Annotated in this window: 16 protein-coding genes; 10 read left to right on the forward strand and 6 right to left on the reverse strand. The window is 72.2% G+C overall.

The window, feature by feature from the left end; all coding sequences use genetic code 11:
• The first annotated feature begins 121 nt into the window (after nucleotides 1–121).
• The 4 genes from AB0I32_RS17060 (at nucleotide 122) to AB0I32_RS17075 (ending at nucleotide 4,410) form a co-directional block, all read left to right on the forward strand.
• Complete coding sequence (locus tag AB0I32_RS17060) at nucleotides 122–2,032, forward strand: ABC transporter ATP-binding protein (protein WP_357508211.1); 1,911 nt, start codon at nucleotides 122–124, stop codon at nucleotides 2,030–2,032.
• Nucleotides 2,033–2,283: 251 nt separating this feature from the next.
• Nucleotides 2,284–2,877, forward strand: a complete 594-nt coding sequence (locus AB0I32_RS17065) for a hypothetical protein (RefSeq protein WP_357508047.1) — start codon at nucleotides 2,284–2,286, stop codon at nucleotides 2,875–2,877.
• Nucleotides 2,877–3,107: a helix-turn-helix domain-containing protein gene (locus tag AB0I32_RS17070; RefSeq protein ID WP_357508049.1), complete on the forward strand. Its 231-nt coding sequence runs from the start codon at nucleotides 2,877–2,879 to the stop codon at nucleotides 3,105–3,107. Before AB0I32_RS17065 ends, AB0I32_RS17070 begins: the two co-directional genes overlap by 1 nt.
• 22 nt (nucleotides 3,108–3,129) lie before the next feature.
• Entirely contained in the window at nucleotides 3,130–4,410 is a 1,281-nt protein-coding gene (locus AB0I32_RS17075) for an endo-1,4-beta-xylanase (RefSeq protein WP_357508051.1), read from the forward strand.
• A 58-nt stretch (nucleotides 4,411–4,468) separates the two neighbouring features.
• Here AB0I32_RS17075 and AB0I32_RS17080 read toward each other — a convergent pair whose 3' ends face one another.
• Complete coding sequence (locus AB0I32_RS17080; protein ID WP_357508053.1) at nucleotides 4,469–5,239, reverse strand: SDR family NAD(P)-dependent oxidoreductase; 771 nt, start codon at nucleotides 5,237–5,239, stop codon at nucleotides 4,469–4,471.
• Between the two features lie 101 nt (nucleotides 5,240–5,340).
• Here AB0I32_RS17080 and AB0I32_RS17085 point away from each other — a divergent pair, with 101 nt between their 5' ends.
• Both AB0I32_RS17085 and AB0I32_RS17090 read left to right on the forward strand, forming a co-directional pair.
• Complete coding sequence (locus tag AB0I32_RS17085; protein WP_357508055.1) at nucleotides 5,341–6,174, forward strand: helix-turn-helix transcriptional regulator; 834 nt, start codon at nucleotides 5,341–5,343, stop codon at nucleotides 6,172–6,174.
• A 15-nt stretch (nucleotides 6,175–6,189) separates the two neighbouring features.
• On the forward strand, nucleotides 6,190–6,591 hold the full coding sequence (locus tag AB0I32_RS17090; RefSeq protein WP_357508057.1) for a YchJ family protein: 402 nt from the start codon (nucleotides 6,190–6,192) through the stop codon (nucleotides 6,589–6,591).
• A 51-nt stretch (nucleotides 6,592–6,642) separates the two neighbouring features.
• Here the strand turns inward: AB0I32_RS17090 and AB0I32_RS17095 are convergent, their stop codons facing one another.
• On the reverse strand, nucleotides 6,643–7,254 hold the full coding sequence (locus tag AB0I32_RS17095; protein WP_357508059.1) for a response regulator transcription factor: 612 nt from the start codon (nucleotides 7,252–7,254) through the stop codon (nucleotides 6,643–6,645).
• The gene (locus AB0I32_RS17100) at nucleotides 7,251–8,462 is read right to left on the reverse strand and encodes a histidine kinase (RefSeq protein ID WP_357508061.1); all 1,212 of its coding nucleotides are present in this window, start codon (nucleotides 8,460–8,462) and stop codon (nucleotides 7,251–7,253) included. The genes AB0I32_RS17095 and AB0I32_RS17100 overlap by 4 nt, the downstream gene beginning before the upstream one ends.
• A 187-nt stretch (nucleotides 8,463–8,649) precedes the next feature.
• Here AB0I32_RS17100 and AB0I32_RS17105 point away from each other — a divergent pair, with 187 nt between their 5' ends.
• Entirely contained in the window at nucleotides 8,650–9,522 is an 873-nt protein-coding gene (locus tag AB0I32_RS17105; RefSeq protein WP_357508063.1) for a hypothetical protein, read from the forward strand.
• Nucleotides 9,523–9,624: 102 nt separating this feature from the next.
• On the opposite strand, the gene AB0I32_RS17110 is transcribed toward AB0I32_RS17105, so the two are convergent.
• A complete protein-coding gene (locus AB0I32_RS17110) occupies nucleotides 9,625–11,127 on the reverse strand; it encodes an RICIN domain-containing protein (protein WP_357508064.1) in 1,503 nt (500 codons plus the stop codon).
• Nucleotides 11,128–11,346: 219 nt separating this feature from the next.
• On the opposite strand from AB0I32_RS17110, the gene AB0I32_RS17115 reads away from it, so the two are divergent.
• Nucleotides 11,347–14,250 carry a hypothetical protein gene (locus tag AB0I32_RS17115; RefSeq protein ID WP_357508066.1) on the forward strand — a complete coding sequence of 968 codons (2,904 nt, stop codon included), beginning with the start codon at nucleotides 11,347–11,349 and terminating at the stop codon, nucleotides 14,248–14,250.
• On the opposite strand, the gene AB0I32_RS17120 is transcribed toward AB0I32_RS17115, so the two are convergent.
• Both AB0I32_RS17120 and AB0I32_RS17125 read right to left on the reverse strand, forming a co-directional pair.
• Nucleotides 14,225–14,854, reverse strand: a complete 630-nt coding sequence (locus AB0I32_RS17120) for a sigma-70 family RNA polymerase sigma factor (protein ID WP_357508068.1) — start codon at nucleotides 14,852–14,854, stop codon at nucleotides 14,225–14,227. The genes AB0I32_RS17115 and AB0I32_RS17120 overlap by 26 nt on opposite strands.
• Nucleotides 14,855–15,162: 308 nt before the next feature.
• Nucleotides 15,163–16,041, reverse strand: coding sequence for a helix-turn-helix transcriptional regulator (locus tag AB0I32_RS17125; RefSeq protein WP_357508070.1), 879 nt, complete (start codon nucleotides 16,039–16,041; stop codon nucleotides 15,163–15,165).
• 102 nt (nucleotides 16,042–16,143) lie between these two features.
• Between AB0I32_RS17125 and AB0I32_RS17130 the strand changes: the two genes are divergently transcribed.
• Both AB0I32_RS17130 and AB0I32_RS17135 read left to right on the forward strand, forming a co-directional pair.
• Nucleotides 16,144–17,595: an MFS transporter gene (locus AB0I32_RS17130; protein WP_357508072.1), complete on the forward strand. Its 1,452-nt coding sequence runs from the start codon at nucleotides 16,144–16,146 to the stop codon at nucleotides 17,593–17,595.
• Between the two features lie 43 nt (nucleotides 17,596–17,638).
• Nucleotides 17,639–18,721, forward strand: a complete 1,083-nt coding sequence (locus tag AB0I32_RS17135; protein WP_357508074.1) for a DNA polymerase IV — start codon at nucleotides 17,639–17,641, stop codon at nucleotides 18,719–18,721.
• Nucleotides 18,722–18,728: the final 7 nt, after the last annotated feature.

Genomic DNA, 18,728 nt, shown 5'->3' on the forward strand with positions numbered 1-18,728 from the left:
CGTGAGCGGGGAAGACAAGCCTCAGGGCGAGGCGGCGGGAACGGCGGCCAAGGCCGCGCCGTCGGCGCCACCCGGACCGCCCAACCCGCGCCCGGGACCCGGGCCGATGGGCAACATGGGCATGCCCGTGCAGAAGCCCATGGACTTCAAGGGCTCGCTGCGCCGGTTCGCCGGCTGGCTGCGGCCCGAACGGCTGAACGTCGTGGTCCTCATGGTGTTCGGGATCGGCTCGGTGGCGCTCACCGTGCTGGGGCCCAAGCTGCTCGGCGACGCGACGAACGTGATCTTCGCGGGCTTCGTGGGGGCGCAGCTGCCCGCGGGCGGGACCACCGAGCAGGCGATCACGGCGCTCCGGGCCCAGGGCCAGGACCAGATGGCCGATCTCCTGTCGGGCGTGCCGGGAGTCGTGCCCGGGCAGGGCATCGACTTCACGCTGCTGGCGCAGACGCTCGGCTGGGTGGTCGCGGCGTACGTCGGGGCGTTCCTGTTCGGCTGGCTGCAGGCGCGCATCACCACCGGCGTCGTGCAGCGCACCATGCGGGACCTGCGCGACCAGGTGGAGGCGAAGCTGCACCGCATCCCGCTGTCCTACGTGGACGCCAAGCAGCGCGGCGAGATCCTGTCGCGCGTCACGAACGACATCGACAACGTGGCCCAGACGACTACGCAGACCCTCGCGCAGCTCGTCACGGCGGCGCTCACCGTGGTCGGCGTGCTCTTCATGATGTTCTGGATCTCGCCGATCCTTGCGCTCGTCGCGCTGGTGACGGTGCCGCTGTCCGTGGTCATGACCATGCAGATCGCCAAGCGCAGCCAGCCGCAGTTCGTCGAGCAGTGGGCGGCCACGGGGCGCCTCAACGCGCACATCGAGGAGTCGTTCACGGGTCACGCGCTCGTGAAGGTCTACGGGCACCAGGAGTCGACCGCCGAGGCCTTCGCCGAGGAGAACGCCTCGCTGTACTCGTCGAGCTTCAAGGCGCAGTTCATCTCTGGCACCATCCAGCCCGCCATGGGGTTCCTCGCGAACCTGAACTACGTGATCGTCGCGGTCATCGGTGGGCTCCGCGTGGCGTCGGGCACGCTGTCGCTGGGTGACGTGCAGGCGTTCATCCAGTACTCGCGCCAGTTCACGCAGCCGCTCACACAGGTCGCGTCGATGATGAACCTGCTGCAGTCCGGCGTCGCCTCCGCGGAGCGGGTGTTCGACCTCCTGGACGCACCCGAGCAGACCGCCGACCCCGCCGAGTCGCAGAAGGTGGAGCCGGTGCGCGGACGGGTCGCGTTCGAGGACGTCTCGTTCTCGTACACGCCCGACCAGCAGCTCATCACCGGCCTCGACCTGGTCGCGGAACCCGGTCAGACCATCGCCATCGTGGGCCCGACGGGCGCGGGCAAGACGACGCTGGTCAACCTCCTCATGCGGTTCTACGAGGTGGACGGCGGGCGCATCACCCTGGACGGTGTCGACACGCGGGACATGTCGCGCGACGACCTGCGCTCGTCCGTCGGGATGGTGCTGCAGGACACCTGGCTCTTCAAGGGCACCATCGAGGAGAACCTGCGGTACGGGGTGCCGGACGGCGCCACGGTCGGCGAGGAGGAGTTCCTCGCCGCCACCCGGGCGACCCACGTGGACCCGTTCGTGCGTACCCTGCCCGACGGTTACGACACGGTCGTGGACGAGGAGGGCTCGTCGGTCTCGGCCGGCGAGAAGCAGCTCCTGACGCTCGCGCGGGCGTTCCTCGCCGACCCGGCGATCCTGGTGCTCGACGAGGCGACGTCGTCCGTGGACACCCGCACCGAGGTGCTGGTGCAGGAGGCCATGAACCGGCTGCGCAAGGACCGGACGTCGTTCGTCATCGCGCACCGGCTGTCCACCATCCGCGACGCCGACGTGATCCTCGTGATGGAGCACGGCGACATCGTGGAGCAGGGCTCGCACGAGGACCTGCTCGCGGCGAACGGCGCGTACGCGCGGCTGTACGCGAGCCAGTTCGCGGCACCGGCGGTGGAGGAACCGGCGGCGACGTAACCGGCCGCCCGGGGTGGGCGCGGCGCGCTCCGAGGTGAACGTCAGTCGGCGGGGTGTGTTGCTCTGGGTAGACAAGATCTACGCAGAGCAACACACCTCGCAGTCGTAGGTTCTCCCCGCCGCGGGCGGTGGCGCCGGGGGCTGCTGGGCGGGTCGAGCCTTGTTTCGTTGACCGCTTCGGCATATCGTGTTTCGATAGTATCGATAAACGATATGCCAACCCCGGCGGACCCAGCGAAAAGGTGACGACCATGGCACACAGAGTGTTCAGCAGTCAGCAGCCCGACTTCCTCCTCCTGATGCTCGCGGGCGCCCTCGCCGTCGCCGCAGGGCTGGCGGGGATCGTCGAGGGCCTGATACGGGTCGTGCCCAACCGCGACGTCCCGGTGACCGTGGATCTCGCCGACGTGCCCCACGAGCTGCTGCTCGACGGGTCCGTGGCGGCCGAGGCGACCGAGGCGGTGGTCCGGGTCTCCGTTCTCGGACCGGTGCCGTACGCGCTGGTCCTGGCGGCGGCGCTGCTGCCGGCGATCACGCTGCTCGTGGTCGCCGGTTGCTTCGCCCTGCTCGGCCGGTCGTTCTACCGTGGCGACTTCTTCACGCGCGGGAACCTGGTGGCGCTCAATGCCGCCGCCGCGACGCTCGGCGCTGGTTCGGTGGTGATCCCCACGCTGGAGGGGACGGCGGCGAGCAGCGCGCTGGTGAACGCCGGTGCGGAGGCGAGCCAGGCGGTGGTGCTGGGGCTCGACATGACCATGCTGCTGGCCGGCTTGCTCCTCGGCGCCGTCGGCTATGCGTTCCAGCGTGGCGCCCGCCTGAAGCACGACACCGAGGGCCTCGTCTGATGCCCGTCGACGACGACGAGGCCCGCGTCCACTGCCGGCTCGACGAGATGCTCGACGAGCGCGGCATGACTCTCGCGAAGCTCGCCGAGCTGGTCGGCGTCACGGTGGTGAACCTGTCGGTGCTCAAGAACGACCGCGCCCGGGCGATCCGGTTCTCCACGCTGACGGCGGTCTGCGACGTGCTGCAGTGCGAGGTGGGTGATCTGCTCGTGGTGACCCCACGAGAGTGAGGGCCGCCGCTAGGGTCGGCGCGTGACCTCTCTCTTCACGGCGCCCGACGAAGGACGCACGCCCGACCCGAGCCTGGCGCACCGTCGCGCCGATGCCACCGTCACCCTGCGGGGACCGGACGGCTTGCCGCTCGCCGGCCACGACGTCGTCGTCCGGCAGACGCGGCACGCGTTCCTGTTCGGCTGCATCGGCTTCGACCTGATGGACCTCGCGAACGGCACCTCGCGGGACCCGGAGTACGACGGCCGCCTCGCCGAGGCGTGGTTCGACGTCTTCAACCAGACCACGCTCCCGTTCTACTGGGGCACGTTCGAGCCCGAGCGCGGGGCGCCGCGGACCGAGCCGCTGCTCGGCGCGGCGCGCTGGTTCGCCGAGCGCGGCGTGGTGGTCAAGGGGCACCCGCTCGTGTGGCACACGGTCCAGCCCGGCTGGCTCCGCGGCCTGCCCGGCGCCGAGGTGGAGCGCCTCCAGCGGGAGCGCATCCGGCGCGACGTCGCGGCGTTCCGCGGCGTGATCGACACCTGGGACGCGATCAACGAGGTGGTGATCATGCCCGTGTTCACCGCCGAGGAGAACGCCATCACGCCCCTGGCCCGGGTCAAGGGGCGCGTGGAGATGATCCGGATGGCGTTCGAGGAGGCGCGTGCAGAGAACCCGGGAGCGACTCTGCTGCTCAACGACTTCGACATGTCCACCGCGTACGAGTGCCTCATCGAGGCGGTCCTGGAGGCCGGGATCCGGATCGACCGGCTCGGCCTGCAGAGCCACATGCACCAGGGCTACTGGGGCGAGGAGAAGACCCTCGCGATCCTGGACCGGTTCTCCCGGTACAACATCCCGATCCACTTCACGGAGACGACGCTCATGTCGGGCGACGTGATGCCCGCGCACATCGAGGACCTCAACGACTGGCAGGTCGAGTCGTGGCCGTCGACGCCGGAGGGCGAGGCGCGCCAGGCCGACGAGGTGGAGCGCCACTACCGGACGCTGCTGTCGCACCCGAGCGTGGAGGCGATGACGTACTGGGGCCTGTCCGACCGGGGGATGTGGCTGAACGCGCCGGGTGGACTGCTGCGGGAGGACGGCTCGCGCAAGCCGGCGTTCGACCGGCTGCGGGAGCTCGTCAAGGGTGAGTGGTGGCTGCCGCCGACGACCCTGCGCACCGACGCTGAGGGCAGGGTGCGGTTCGGCGGCTTCCTCGGGGACTACCGCATCGAGGCGGCCGACGGCGGTGGGGCGGCCGAGGTGACGCTGGACGCGCCGGGGGCCGTGGACGTGGCCGCCGGTCTCTCGCTGAGGTAGGTCTCGACAGGCTCGACCAGCGCGATCCGTCGGTCGAGCCTGTCGAGACCCGGTGGGCTCAGCTCGCGGGGGCCGCCGCGATCGGCTCGGACGCGTTCAGGGCGTCGACCACCTGGTCGTAGTCGCCCCGGACCTCGCCGTAGCGGAGGAACTTGACCCGCTCGACCTGGATCTCGTGCGCGTCGGGCTGAGTCTCCAGGAGGCTCATGGTCTCGTCGGCGTACTCGTCCAGCGGCATGGCGTGCGGGTCCTCGTCGTGGCCCGGCATGAGCGTGGTCTGCACGGACGGCGGCACCAGCTCCGTGACGGACACGCTGGTGCCCGCGAACTGCAGGCGGATCGACTCCGACAGCATGTGGATCGCGGCCTTGCTCGCGTTGTACGTCGGGGTGACCCGCAGCGGGGCGTGGGCGAGACCCGAGGACACGGTGAGGATCGTCGCGTCCGGCCGGGACTGCAGGTGCTCGGTGAACGCGGCGATCAGCCGGATCGGGCCCAGCACGTTGGTGGTCACGACGGCCTCGGCGTCCGCGAGGAAGCCCGTGCTGCGCCAGTTCTCGGCCCGCATGATCCCGGCCATCGGCACCAGCACGTTGACGTCGGGGAACCGCTCGATCACCTCCGCGGAGGCCGTCCGGATCGACTCGGCGTCATCCGTGTCGATGCGGACGCCGGCGAGACCGTGGTCGGCGGCGAGGGCGTCCAGCGCCTCGGCGCTCCGCCCACCGACGATCACGGTGTTGCCCCTGGCCTGGAGCCGCAGCGCGAGGGCGAGACCGATACCGCGGGTCCCGCCGGGAATGAAGATGGTGTTTCCTTCTGTGTTCATGGCTCCACCGTGCGCCGCCCGGGCCGACGGCGGGAGAGACCCGGTGAACCAGGGAGCCGCGATCCCTGGCTCCCGAGCACGGCGCGGCGCACGATGGGCAGATGAACCGTGCAGCCCTCGCCGACTTCCTCCGCCGACGCCGGGAAGCCCTGCGCCCGTCCGACGTCGGTCTGGTGCCGGGCCCGCGCCGTCGGGCACCGGGACTGCGCCGCGAGGAGGTGGCGGCCCTGACCGGGATGTCCGTGGACTACTACGCGCGGCTGGAACAGCAGCGCGGGCCGCAGCCGTCCGAGCAGATGCTCGCGGCGCTCTCCCGCGCCCTGCGCCTGACCGTCGAGGAGCGGGACTACATGTTCCGGCTCGCCGGCCACGGGGTGCCGCGGCGCGTGCCGCTCGAGTCCCACGTGGCGCCCGCGCTGCTGCGCGTGCTGGACCGGCTCGAGGACACCCCGGCACTGATCCTGTCGGGGCTGGGGGAGCCGCTGGTGCAGAACCGGCTCGCCGAGGCGATCTTCGGCACGCCGCCGGAGACGGGCCTGGCCCGCAGCTCCGTCTACCGCTGGTTCATGGAGCCCGACTCCAGGAACGTGTACCCGCCGGAGGACCACGAGCGGCAGGGCCGCAACCAGGTCGCCTCCCTGCGGGCCGCCCACGGCGCGGCCGGGCCGGGCTCACCTGCCGACGAGATGCTGCGCGTCCTGTTGCGGGAGAGCCCAGAGTTCGTCCGGATATGGGAGCTGCACGAGGTGTCGCGGCGCTTCGAGGACCACAAGACGCTGGTGCATCCCGAGCTCGGCCGCATCGACGTCGCCTGTCAGGCGCTGTTCACCGAGGACCAGTCGCAGGCGCTCCTGGTGCTGACGCCCGAGCCGGGCAGCGAGGCCGAGGAGAAGATCCGCCTGCTGGCGGTGCTGGGGCACGAGACGTTCGCGTAGTGCGAAGATCACCTGGTGCACGACGACGACCGCTGCCCCTGCCTCTCCGGCGACACCTACGGCGCCTGCTGCGGGCGCTACCACTCCGGCGCCGCCACCGCCCCGACCGCCGAGGCCCTGATGCGCTCGCGGTACTCGGCGTTCGCGGTCGGGGACGAGGCCTACCTGCTGGCCACGTGGGCGCCCGCGACCCGGCCGGACACCGCCGGGCTGGGCGACGAGCAGTGGCGCCGCCTGGACGTCCACCGCACCGAGCGCGGCGGCCCGTTCGACACCGCCGGCGTCGTCGAGTTCACCGCCTTCTACCGGTACCCGGCCACGGGCGCTCGCGGCAGCCTGCACGAGACCAGCCGCTTCGTCCGCGAGGGCGGCCGCTGGTACTACGTCGACGGCGACCGGGAGGCCAGCGACCGCTAGATCGGCGGCTCGCTGCGCCCTGAGCGCTGGGGCCCCAGGTCACCGCGAGCCCTAGATCCAGCCCTCTTCCCAGGCGCGGTGGGCCGCGGCGTGGCGGGTGGCGACCCCGAGCTTGGCCATCGCCGACGACAGGTAGTTGCGTACCGTCCCGGGCGCGAGGTGGACGGCAGCCGCGATCTCGGAGACCTGCGCGCCGGTGCGTGCCTCGCGCAGCACCTCCAGCTCGCGGTCCGTCAGCGGGCACTCGTTCTCCGTGAGTGCCGACGCGGCGATCTCCGGATCGACGTACCGGCGCCCGACGGCGACGTCGCGCACGATCTGCGCCAGCCGCGCCGCCGGGGTCGACTTGGGCACGAACCCGCTCACGCCCGCGGCGAGGGCCCGGCGCAGGACCGCGGGCCGGGCGTGCCGCGTCACGATGATGACGCGGGGCGGCGTGCCGTCGGCCCGGGCCAGGATCTGCGCTGCGGCGTGCAGCCCGTCGGTGGGCGGCATCTCGAGGTCGAGCACGGCGACGTCGGGCCGGTGCTGCTCGGCGAGCTGCACGGCGTGCGTGGTGGTGGCGGCCTGAGCCACGACCTGGAGGTCGTCCTCGAGGTCGAGGAGGGAGCAGAGGGCTCCGCGCAGCAGCTCCTCGTCGTCGGCCAGCAGCAGGCGGATCATCCGGTCACCGTAGCCGTGACCACGAACCGGTCGCCCTCGCCGGTCCAGGAGAGGTGTCCGCCGACGGCATCGAGCCGTTCCGCGAGGGACATCAGGCCCGTGCCGTCACCGCCTCCGGCGGACCCGCCGCCCAGCCCGGCGGACCCGCCGTCCAGGTCGCCCAGGTCGGCCGGGCGCACGCCGTCGTTGTCGATGACGAGGCGGGCGCCCGCGCCGTCGGGCACCAGGACCATCGAAGCGCGCGTGGCCCGGCTGTGCCGCAGCAGGTTGGTGGTGGCCTCGCGCACGACCAGGCCGAGGAGGCTGCGGGGCCCTTGCGTCAGACTCGCGGCGAGGTCGGCGTCGACGTCGGCCAGGACCTCCACGCCCGCCGCAGCAAGGACCTTGGACGCATTGGCGATCTCGGCGTCGAGGGTGGTGCGCCGGTAGCCCTGGACCAGGGCGCGGGTCTCCCGCAGGGCGTCCCCGGCGAGCTGCTGCACCTCGCGCATCTGCTCGGCGGCCCGGGCGGGGTCCGCCTCCGCGAGCCGCGCCGCGAGCTCGCTCTTCAGGGCGATCACCTGGAGATGGTGCCCCTGGATGTCGTGCAGGTCGGCGGCGAACCGGAGGCGCTCGTCGGCCACGGCGAGCTGCCCGGCGAGCTTCCGGGCGTCGTCGAGGTGCGCGGCTACCTGCCAGCCGCGCAGCATGCCCAGCATCGCCGGGCCGAACGCCACGACCATCAGGGCGGGCATCCACGCGGCGTGGCCCAGGTGCGGTTCGTCCATGCCCAGCGCCGTGAGCAGACCCACCGCCGGCAGCAGGACGAGCGCGACGCCGAGCACCGGCCAGGCTCGGCGGGACGGCAGGAACATGACGAGCACCGAGATCGTGGCGGCGGGCGCGATCGACCAGATCCCGAACTCGCCGAGCGCGAGCGGCACCGCGGCGGCGACCGCTGCGGCACCCCCCGCGGTCACGAGCCAGCCGGTGGACGGCGCCTCGTTCCGGATCCGCCGGGCCAGGAGGACGCCGCACGCCACGATGGTCGCCGCCGTCGACAGGCCCGTGAGCGCGCGCAGCCCGGCCGGGACGTCCGGGTCCAGCAGCCAGTCGCCGACGGCGAAGCCCAGCACGCAGGCCACGGTCCCCGCGAGGCCCCACCAGATGTTGCGGCGGAAGCTCGCGAGGCCGCTGCCGTCGTCCACGACGGTCGGGGTGCTGCTCATGGCGCCATCCTGCCAGCGCCGACGCCGCAACGGGGCGGGCTGCCAGGCCCTGATGACATCTGTCATACGAGGTTGTGACAGGTGCTCGTGCCCGGGTGCGGTCCGGCACTACTGGCCCCGGTCGCCGTCGGACAGCGTGGATACCAGCGCGGCGAGGAACGCCGCCCGGAGCCAAGGAGACGGAGACATGGCGGAGACGACTACCCACATGGGAACCCACGGGGCAGCCCACCACATCGCGCCGACGACACGGTGGCGGAAGGTGCTGCGGTTCCACGCGCACCTGGTCGAGATGGTCGTCGTGATGGTGCTCGGGATGATGCTGCTGGCGCCGGCCTGGGACTGGGCGGGCGCGGCCGTGGGGATCGAGGCGCTGCTGGCCCGGCCGGACGTCGGCGCGGTGGTGATGGTCCTGGACATGGTGGCGGCGATGACCGTGTGGATGCGGGTGCGGCGGCACGGCTGGCCCGCGATCTGGGAGATGAACGCGGCGATGGCGGCGCCGTTCGCGGTGCTGCTGGTGCTGTTCTGGGCGGGCGCCGTCAGCGCGGGCGACATGATGCTCTGGGGCCACGTGCTGATGGTTCCGGCGATGGCGGGCGCGATGCTGCTGCGGCCGGCGGAGTACACGGAGCACGTCCACGGGTTCGACCTGGTCTGGCTGCGGGAGCGGTGGCCGGTGCTGGTCGGGCTGCTGCTCCTCGTCGGCACGCTCGCGGGCGCCGGTGCCGGCGACGGCGTGCCGACGTGGCTGGTCTTCGCGATGGCCCTGGTGTACCCGGTCGTGGGAGTGCTCCGGAACAGCATCCGGGGACGGTCGATGGTGCTGCTGCAGGCCGCCGGTCTCGCGGTGTTCGGGGGCATCAGCCTGCTGGCCGGCGTCCTCGTGGGGCAGGACACCGGGGCCTACGTGCTCGCGGCCGGCCTCGTGGGGCACGGCGTCTGGGACGCGTTCCACCACCGGGCGAACGCGGTGGTGTGGCGCTGGTACGCCGAGACCTGCGTGGTCTACGACGTGCTGCTGGCGGCGGCGGTGCTCGCGTCGACGCTCGGCTCCTGATCCGCACCTGTGGTCGGTGAGGTAGAGCGCCTGTCCCGCTTCCGCACCGGGGAACCTGTGCGGAAGCGGGACAGGCGCTCTACCTCGCCGACCACAGGCCGACTACAGGGTCCAGCGCTGGTTCGCGCCGCCGTTGCAGGGGTACTGCTTCAGCCTGATGCTGTTCGCCGTCGACGAGGCGGGCACGTCCAGGCACTTGCCCGAGTGGCGCGCCACGATCTCGGTGTAGCCGCCGCCCACGCTGCGCAGCTGCCACTGCTGGTTGGTGGCGCTGCCGCAGGCGTACTGGATGATCGCGGCGCCGTCGGTCGTCGCGGCGTTGTTGACGTCCAGGCACTTGCCCGAGTGCTGCGCCACGAGGTTGTGGTACCCGTTGCCGAGGTCGCGCAGGGCCCACTGCTGGTTCGACGCCCCTCCGCAGGTGTACTGGGCGATCTCGGCGGCGTCGGCGGTCGACGCGCTCACGACGTCCACGCACTTGCCGGAGGCCTGGTTGACGATGTCGGTGACCGTCGCCGCGGCGCCCCCGTTGCCCGCGTTGGGGTCGACGTTGTCGCCCCACGCCCAGCGCAGCCGGTTCGCGCCGGACACGCTGCGGATGGCGAGCGAGAGGTTGGTGCCGCTGCCGCTCTTGATGTACATCGAGTACCCGTCGTACCCGATGTTGCCGGTCTTGCCGCCGATCCCCGGCCAGTACGTGCCGCCCATCCCGGTGTCGCGCATGACCTGCGTGACGGCGCGGATGTGGCGCACGAAGTTGTTGGTGCTGTTGGCGTCGCCGTAGTTCAGGCCCTCGTTCATCGCGGCGCCGAACTCCGTGACGACGGTCCGGGAGGCGCAGTTGCCGAGGCGGGTGGTGACGTGGCTGCGCCAGCCGTCGTAGGTGTTGTCGCCGTAGAAGAACGCGTAGTGGTGGAAGGACAGCAGCGTCGCGTTGAAGCGGCTGTCGTTGCAGATGTCCCGCAGGTCCTGGCTGTAGCCGGTGCCGCCGATCAGGGTGCGGCCCGCCGGGGCGGAGTAGTGGTAGCTGAGCCAGTTCGCCGCGACGTCGCGCCACTCCGCCGAGCTGTAGCCGTGCGGCTCGTTCATGGGCTCGAAGTACACCCGGGTGTTGGAGCCGTACTGGCTGGTCACGGTGGACCACATGGTGTTGAAGGCGGCCATGTTGGTGATCCGCCCGCCGGAGGCGGCGCCGTCCTCCCAGTAGGCAAGGATGACCTTGAACCCCCGGGCGGTCGCGGCGTCGATCGCGCCCCGGTAGTTGTTCCACCAGGCGGTGCCCACCGTGTGCGTGTTGATCGGCAGGCGCACCGTGTTGATGCCGAGGGTCGACTCCATGTCGTCGTACACGGCGTTGGCCTTGGCCTGCACCGTGGCGTAGCTGTCGGAGCTGCTGAGGCCGTCGAGCACGAGCGGCCCGGTGCTGAAGTTGTCGCCCAGCACCGCCCAGTTCATGCCGCGGAACTGGCTGGTGGCGGCGGTGGCGGGTGCGGCGGTGGAGAGCGCGGTGACCGGCAGCAGGACGAGGGCGGCCAGCAGGCTCACCAGCATGCGGAAGGGTCGTCGAGCGGGCGGAGTGGTGCCATAACGATGACGTGCGTTCATGGTGTCGACCTATCTCGTGCTTCGTTGCACGTAGCAGGGCTGCGGATGAAATCTGCAGTGAATTATTAACGTTAACATCGGGAGAATTGCGGCGAAAGCCCTCTGCCTGATCCGGGTCTTCGGACCTGTCGGACCAGCGCACGATGTGCGCGCCCAGCGCGTGGCGGCGCGCGCGTCGCCGCAGGGTGCCTCTACTTCTGGGCGCTAGTTTTGGGCGCTATGGAGAGCGCGCCGTCCGGCACCCCCACCAGCCCGCCACCCCACATCCTCGAGCTACGGATCCACGGCATCGCGAACGCGCTGCCCTACGGGTCGCTCGACCTGCCGCAGAGCGAGGTGGTGCAGTCCGACGGCGACGCCCTGGGCAGCTTCTGGACCCCGACGCCGGACGCCGAGGCGCGGGACAAGGCGCTCCCGCCGGGCCACGTCCGCGCCATCCGGCCCGACGTGCGCCGCGAGGCCTACTCCTGGAGCGCGATGGCTCGGCTCGGCGGCCTCCCGTTCGGCGGCGTGCTCGGCGTCCTCGGGACCGTGGCGGTGCGGCTCCTGTGGGCGGCGATGATCCCGTTCGGCCTGGCGAACGCCGCGTACTGGGCGCGCCGCATCCCGGCCCCTGAGGCCGGTGCGCACGAGGCAGGCACGACCGAGCCCGCCGCATCCGGGAGCGGACGGCGCGAGCCCGGCCCTCGCCGTCCGACGTCCGGCACCCTGCGTCCCGAGGCGACCGCCGCACTGACCCGGGTGTTCGCGCTCGGTCTGACGCTCCTGTTCGTGTCCGCGGTGGCGACGGTCGCGCTGTCCGTGATCGGCACGCGGTGCATCGGCCTGGCGACGGCGGCGCCCGACTCCGTGGTCCCTGTCTGCGCGCGCATCCCGAGCGCGCTGTACGGCCTGGCGCGGCTGGACGTCGGCGACCGGCTGGCCCTCCTGTCGCTCGTGCCGGTGCTCCTGGTCACGGTGCTGGTCCTCGTGGCGCACAGCGGCCAGGTCCGGTTCGAGTCGAAGTTCTCGGTGATGCGCGCCGGGCGCACGGTTCCGCCGTCGGGCCCGCCGCTGCACCGCGCGGGCTTCTGGTCCCAGCGCACCGGCTCGGGTCTGCTGTGGGCGCACCTCGGTGCGGCCCTCGCCCTGACCGGGCAGTACCTCACCTGGACGCGGTACGCAGACGCCGGGTTCCCGATGCCCGGTCTGCCCGTGGCCGGCCTGGTGGTGATCCTCGGCGCGTGCGTGTTCGTCGCCCTGCGCACGGACGACGACGGCGTCCAGGCCGTGGCGCCCCGCGCGAAGGGCCCGGCGGGGATCGTGGTGTTCGCGGCCGGGCTGCTCGTCTGGCTGCTGGCCGCCTGGGCGTGCTCCGCCGGCCCGAAGCCCCCGAAGATGCCCGCCCTCATCGGCCTGGACCTGGTGCCCGCCCTGCTCGGTGTCGGGCTGTGCGGCATCGCCGCGACCGGCCTGGCCTGGCGCACCACCCGCAGCGTCCGAGGGGTCGCCGCGTGGAGCCTCGTGCCGGTGGTCGCCACGGCGTGCGTCGCGTTCGTGCTGGTGACCGAGCCGGACGGCCCGCTGCGCCACCTGCTCGTCGCGGTGGCGGTGCTCGCGATCCTGAGCCCGGTCGCGGTGGTGCTGGCGGCCGTCCTGCTGCGGCGGCGTCGGTACGAGGGCTGGAACGGCGCGGGGCCCGGCGTGTTCCTGCTGGTCTCCGCCGCGGCGGCGGCCGTGTACTCGAGCCTGCTGGTGCTCGGTGTGCAGTGGTTCCTGCGCAGCGGCGAGGCCGCGCCGCCGAAGCAGCTCGGCAACGGCCTGGTCGGCCTGCCCCGCGACGTGCCAGAGATCGACCTCGTCCGTGTGCCGCCGATCTACACGGAGTTCGGCACGGCGTCGGTGGTGATCGCGCTGGTGTTCGTGGTGCTGGTGGGTGTGGCGCTGGCCGGCCCGTACGTGATGGACGCCGTCCGCTCCAGGGACCTGTGGATCCCGAGGGCGCCCCGCACCGCGGGCCTGCCCTACGGTCCCGCGGTCCCGGCCTGGCGCGCTGTCGCCGACGCCCCGGACTCCGACGGCGGGCCGAACCCCGTGCTGGAGCGGGTGCTGCGCGGCCGGAAGGTCGCCGCGATGTCGCACCGGGCGGAGCTCGCCGGGGGCGCGCTCGCCGCGGCGTGCTACGTCGCGGCCCTGCTCGCGCACGTCCCGCTGATCACCCAGCACAGCGACACCGGCACCTACCAGACGCCGCTGTGGCTGTCCGGCCTGGCGGTGCCGGCCCTTGGCGTGCTCGCGGCGACCCTGGTGGCCAGCGCGCTGGCGGGCACCACCGGTGGCGGACCGTCGCGTCCGTGGGGCCTGGTGTGGGACCTGCTGTGCTTCCTGCCGCGCAGCGCCCACCCGTTCGGCCCGCCGAGCTACGCCGAGCGCGCGGTGCCCGAGGTGCGCTCGCGGGTGGACGCCTGGCTCACGGGCGCCGACATCGCCGACGAGTCCGAGCGCGAGCGGGTGGCCCCGACCCGGCGCGTGGTGCTGTCCGCGCACTCGATCGGCGCCGTGCTGGCCGCGGCAGTGATCCTGATCCGTGCGGGCAACCCGGTGCCCGACACCGTCGACGGCAGGCTCGGCCTCCTGTCGTACGGCACGCAGCTGCGCCCGTTCCTTGGCCGGTTCTTCCCGGACCTCCTGGGCCCGACGACGACGGGCACGCCGCCGTGCACCGGTCCGGCCTGGTCGGCGGACCCGTGGGGCGGGCAGGTGCGCGCCGCGCGGGCGGCAGTGGGTTCCGGACCCGGGGCGGTTCCGGCGGCGCCGTTGACGCCGGAGCGCCCCGAGCCCGGCTCGGGGGAACAGGTCACGCTGATGTCACTGCTGACCTGCGGTGCGAAGCCCGCGTGGGTGAACCTGTGGCGGCGCACCGACTTCATGGGCTTCCCCGTGGTGGGTTACGGGTCGAACGAGGTGGACCGCGGGGCGGAGGAGATGGACCGGTCGGCCTATCTCTTCGCCGTGGCCGCCCACTCGGGCTACCAGTCGTCGTGGGCGTACCACGTGGCGCTGGACGAAGTTGTCTCTCGGCTGACGCCGGCTGGGCCCTCGGGTGCCCAGCCGGCGGTCACGCGGCGAGGGGAGCCGGGCTGACGACGTCGCGCAGCCTGGCCAGTGCGCTCTCGAGGATCTGAGCCACGCGCTCCTTGGTCACGCCGAGGCGGCGGCCGATCTCGTCGAGGGTGCGCGTGGTGCCGTCCAGGAGGCCGAACCGCATCTCCAGGACCCGGGCCTCCACGGCGTCGAGGTGCCGCAGGGCCTGCCGGACACGGCGGCGCAGCATCGTCTGCTCGGGGGTGGGGCCGTTCTCGCCCGGCGACTCGGCGTGCTCGGCGGCGGCGACCGCACGGACGATCGAGCGGCGTACCCAGCGGGTCGCGTAGGCGGCGAACGTGCCGTGCGCGGGGTCGTACGAGTCGGCGGCGCGAACCAGGCCGACGTTGCCCTCCTGCACGAGGTCCATGAACGGCAGGCGGCCCGAATAGGTGCCAGCGACGGCCGGGACGAGGCGGAGGTGGGCGAGGACGAGACGCTCCTTCGCGTATTGCCCGTCCTTGACCCGTGCTTCGAGCTGTATGCGGAAGCTGGGGGAGACCGCTGTGGAGTGGAGGGTGCGTGCGGCGTCTGCTCCGGCGACTGCTCGCTCGAGGAGAGACTCGAGCTGCGCGTCGTCCAGCGACGGCGTCCGCTCGATCATCGCAGCGTAGGACTGGGGCAACGCGGGGTGCGGACTGTGTTCCTTGCTGCGGCGTGCACGGGATGACCGGGCAGTTCGGGTAGTTCTCATCGCAACTCTCCTCACGAGCGGGACGAACTTTCCTTGCCCGGAGCATATGGAGTCTTGGGGCTTGGGGGAAGCGGGGAGGATTTCGCTGTGAGAGATAACGGGACGATAACGGCATGCCAGTGGGACTCCGCGCGGAACCCGCGTTCCAGGTGGCGCACCAACCTGCGGTTCCGCAGCGGAGACCGGGTCCAGACCTGGTTCGCGGGAGCTGCTGCGGCTCAGTGAGGGACGCGCGAGTCCCCGCAGATCGGCGAGTGGACATCGCGGCCGAGCAGCTCGACCACCTCGGCGGCCGGGCCCGGGTCGGGGGTGTACATCAGGACCCGGTGCCCCGAGTCGTCCGGGGGAGTGAGCACCTCGAAGTTGAGCTCGAACTCGCCGACCTCCGGATGCCGGAAGTGCTTCACGCCGAACACGCACCTCTCCACGGGGTGCTCGGCCCACAGCTCGCAGAACTCCGGGCTCTTGACGGTCAGCTCCCCGACGAGGGCGGCCAGCGCCGGGTCCTCCGGGCTCCTGGCGCCGAGCACGCGGAGCGAGGCCACTGCCCGCACCGCCTCCTCCTCCCACCTGGAGTACAGCTCCCTGGTGTGCGCGTCGAGGAAGAGCATCCGCGTCATGTTGGGCCGGTCGGGGACTCGTCCCGGGCTGTCGACGTCGAGGTGACCGGCCACGAGCCGATGCCCGAGCGTGTTCCAGCCGAGGACCTCGCTGCGGCGTCCGATGATGATCGCCGGCGTCCCGGTCAGGGAGCGGATCAGCCGGAGCGTCCCGGTCCGGGCGTGCTCCGGCCGGGCGGCGGCCCGGCGCTCGGAGCCCTGTGCCGGTCGGGCCACGGTGAACAGGTGCGCCCGCTCGTCCGGCGTGAGGTTCAGCGCTCGCGCGATCGAGGCGATCACCGCATCCGACGCGTTGGTGCTGAGCCCCTGCTCGAGGCGCGAGTAGTAGGTCGGGCTCACCCCGGCGAGCATCGCCAGCTCCTCGCGGCGCAGCCCCGGCACCCTTCGGACGCCGAAGCCCCGCAGGCCGACGTCCTCCGGCTGCAGCGCGGCGCGTCGGACACGAAGAAATCTCCCCAGCTCGTTCGCTCCGCTCATCTGCCCATTCTCTGCTGTCGGCATCCCGTCGTGCCTGTCCCTGGCAGTGACAGGCACGACGGGGTGTGGCTGCGGGCGGCGCCGCGCCGGATCGTCTTCCCTGTGACTACCGACCAGACAGCAGACCGCGACACCGCCCGTGGGGCCGAGCCGGCCCACGAGGTCCTGATGACGGGCAAGCAGCGCGTCGCCCTCATCGTCCTGCTCACCGCGAGCTTCACGCTCGCCGTCGACTTCTCCATCCTCAACGTGGCGCTCCCCAGCGTCGGGGCGGACGTCGGGTTCGGCATCGAGAACCTGCAGTGGATCGCCACCACGTTCGCGCTCTGCTCCGCGGGCCTCACCCTGCTCATGGGCCGTGTCGCCGACATCGCGGGGCGCCGCCGCATGTTCCTGATCGGGATGGTGCTCCTCGGCGTCGGGTCCGTCGTCGGCGGGCTCGCCACCACGCCCGCGGTCCTGCTCGTCGCCCGAGTCGCGCAGGGCGTTGCCACGGCGATCGTGGTGCCGGCGGCGCTCGCGCTCCTGATCGGCGCGTTCCCCGAAGGGCGCGCCCGCGACAGGGCGCTCGGCCTGAACGGGTCGCTGATGGCCGCCGGCTTCACCACAGGTGCGATCCTCGGTGGCCTCCTGACCGACCTCCTGTCCTGGCGGTGGGCCTTCTTCATCAACGTGCCGATCGCGGTCGCGGTCCTCGTCGTGGCGCCGATCGTGCTCCAGGACAGCCGCTCCGCGCAGCGCTCCCGGCTCGACGTGCCCGGCGCGGCCCTCGTCACCCTCGGTCTGCTCGCGCTCGTGTACGGGCTCACCCATGCCACGGAGACGGCATGGACCGACCCGGTCACACTGGGAGCGCTCGCGGCCGCGGTCGTCCTCCTGACGGTGTTCGTGCTCGTCGAACGACGGTCCGAGTTCCCTCTGGTGCCGCTCGGGATGCTCGCGCGGTCGAACGTGGCGTGGGGGAACATCGCGGGGGCGCTCGCGTTCGTCACCGAGACCTCGCTGGTCTTCCTGCTCACCCTGTACCTGCAGGAGGTCCTCGGATACACCCCGCTCGGTGCGGGGCTGTCGTTCGCCGTGCTCGGCGTCGGCACGGTGCTCGGCGGCCTCATCGGGCCCCGGATCATCGGCAGGTTCGGGAACAAGGCGGCCATCGTCGGTGGGTTTCTCGTCCAGGCCGTGGCCACTCTCTCGCTGGTGCTCGTCTCGGACGCCCCCGGGTCGATCTGGCTGGTCCTCGTCGCGACCTTCGTCGGGGGCGTGGCGAACCTGGTGGTCATCGTCGGGTTCATGGTCACCGCGACGTCCGGCGTGCCCGCCTCGGAGCAGGGCCTCGCGACCGGGCTGACGACGATGAGCCAGCAGGTCGGCATCACGATGGGCACCCCGATCATGAGCGCCGTGCTCACCGCGGTGGTGCTCGCGAACGCGGCCCCGGACGCGTCCGCAGTGCTCGCGGGCGTGACGACGGCCATCTGGGTCAACGGCGGGATCTGTGTCGCCGGCGCACTGGCCGTGGCTGCGTTCCTCCGGGGGAGGCCGATCGCCGCCTGACGGACCACATGACAGCACGGGCCCCTCCCGCCAGACTCGTGCCATGGGCCAGCACGCCTTCCGCTGGGTGTTGCACGTCGACCTCGACCAGTTCCTGGTCGCGGTCGAGCTGCTGCGGCGCCCGGAGCTCGCCGGGAAGCCGGTGATCGTGGGCGGGCGCGGTGACCCGGCCGAGCGGGCCGTTGTCTCGACGGCGTCGTACGAGGCGCGGCAGTTCGGCGTCGGTTCCGGCATGCCGCTGGGTATCGCCGCCCGCAAGATCCCGGACGCGATCATCCTGCCCGTCGACCACGAGGCTTACCTCGAGGCGTCCGGTCACGTGATGGACACGCTGCGCGGGCTCGGTCTGGTGGTGGAGGTGCTCGGCTGGGACGAGGCGTTCCTGGGCTGCGACGCCGACGACCCGGAGGCGGTAGCCCGTCGGGTGCAGGAGGCGGTCCTCGCCGCCACCGAGCTGCAGTGCTCGGTCGGCATCGGCGACAACAAGATCCGCGCGAAGATCGCCACCGGGTTCGGAAAACCCGCGGGTATCTTCCGCCTCACCGAGCAGAACTGGTTCGAGGTGATGGGCCAGCGGCCCACCATCGACCTGTGGGGCGTCGGCTCCAAGGTGTCCAAGCGCCTCGCCGCGCACGGCGTCACGACCGTGGCGGACCTCGCTGCGGCCGACGGCGACGTGCTGGTCGGCGAGTTCGGGCCCCGCATGGGCGCCTGGTACGGCGACCTGGGTCGCGGGCACGGCTCCGCCGTCGTCGACGACGCGCCCTGGGTGGCGCGCGGGCACAGCCGCGAGACCACGTACCAGCAGAACCTCACCACGCCCGAGCAGGTGGAGGCCGCTCTCCGGGAGCTCGTCACGCAGGTGCACGCCGACACGGTGGCCGAGGACAGGCCCGTCTTCCGGATGGGCCTCAAGGTGCGCTACGCGCCCTTCTTCACGCAGAGCTACTCGAAGAAGCTCCCGGCCCCGACGCGGTCGCTCGACGACCTGACCACCGCCGTCCTCGCCCTCGCCGGTGGCATGGAGCCGGGTCGCGAGGTGCGCCTGCTCGGCGTGCGCGCCGAGATGGTGATGCCGGACGGCGGCGACCCGGTCGAGCGCACGCCCGTCCGCGGGCGGATCTGACGGACGG

The sequence above is a fragment of the Promicromonospora sp. NPDC050249 genome, assembly GCF_040656015.1.
Classification (GTDB): Bacteria; Actinomycetota; Actinomycetes; order Actinomycetales; family Cellulomonadaceae; genus Promicromonospora.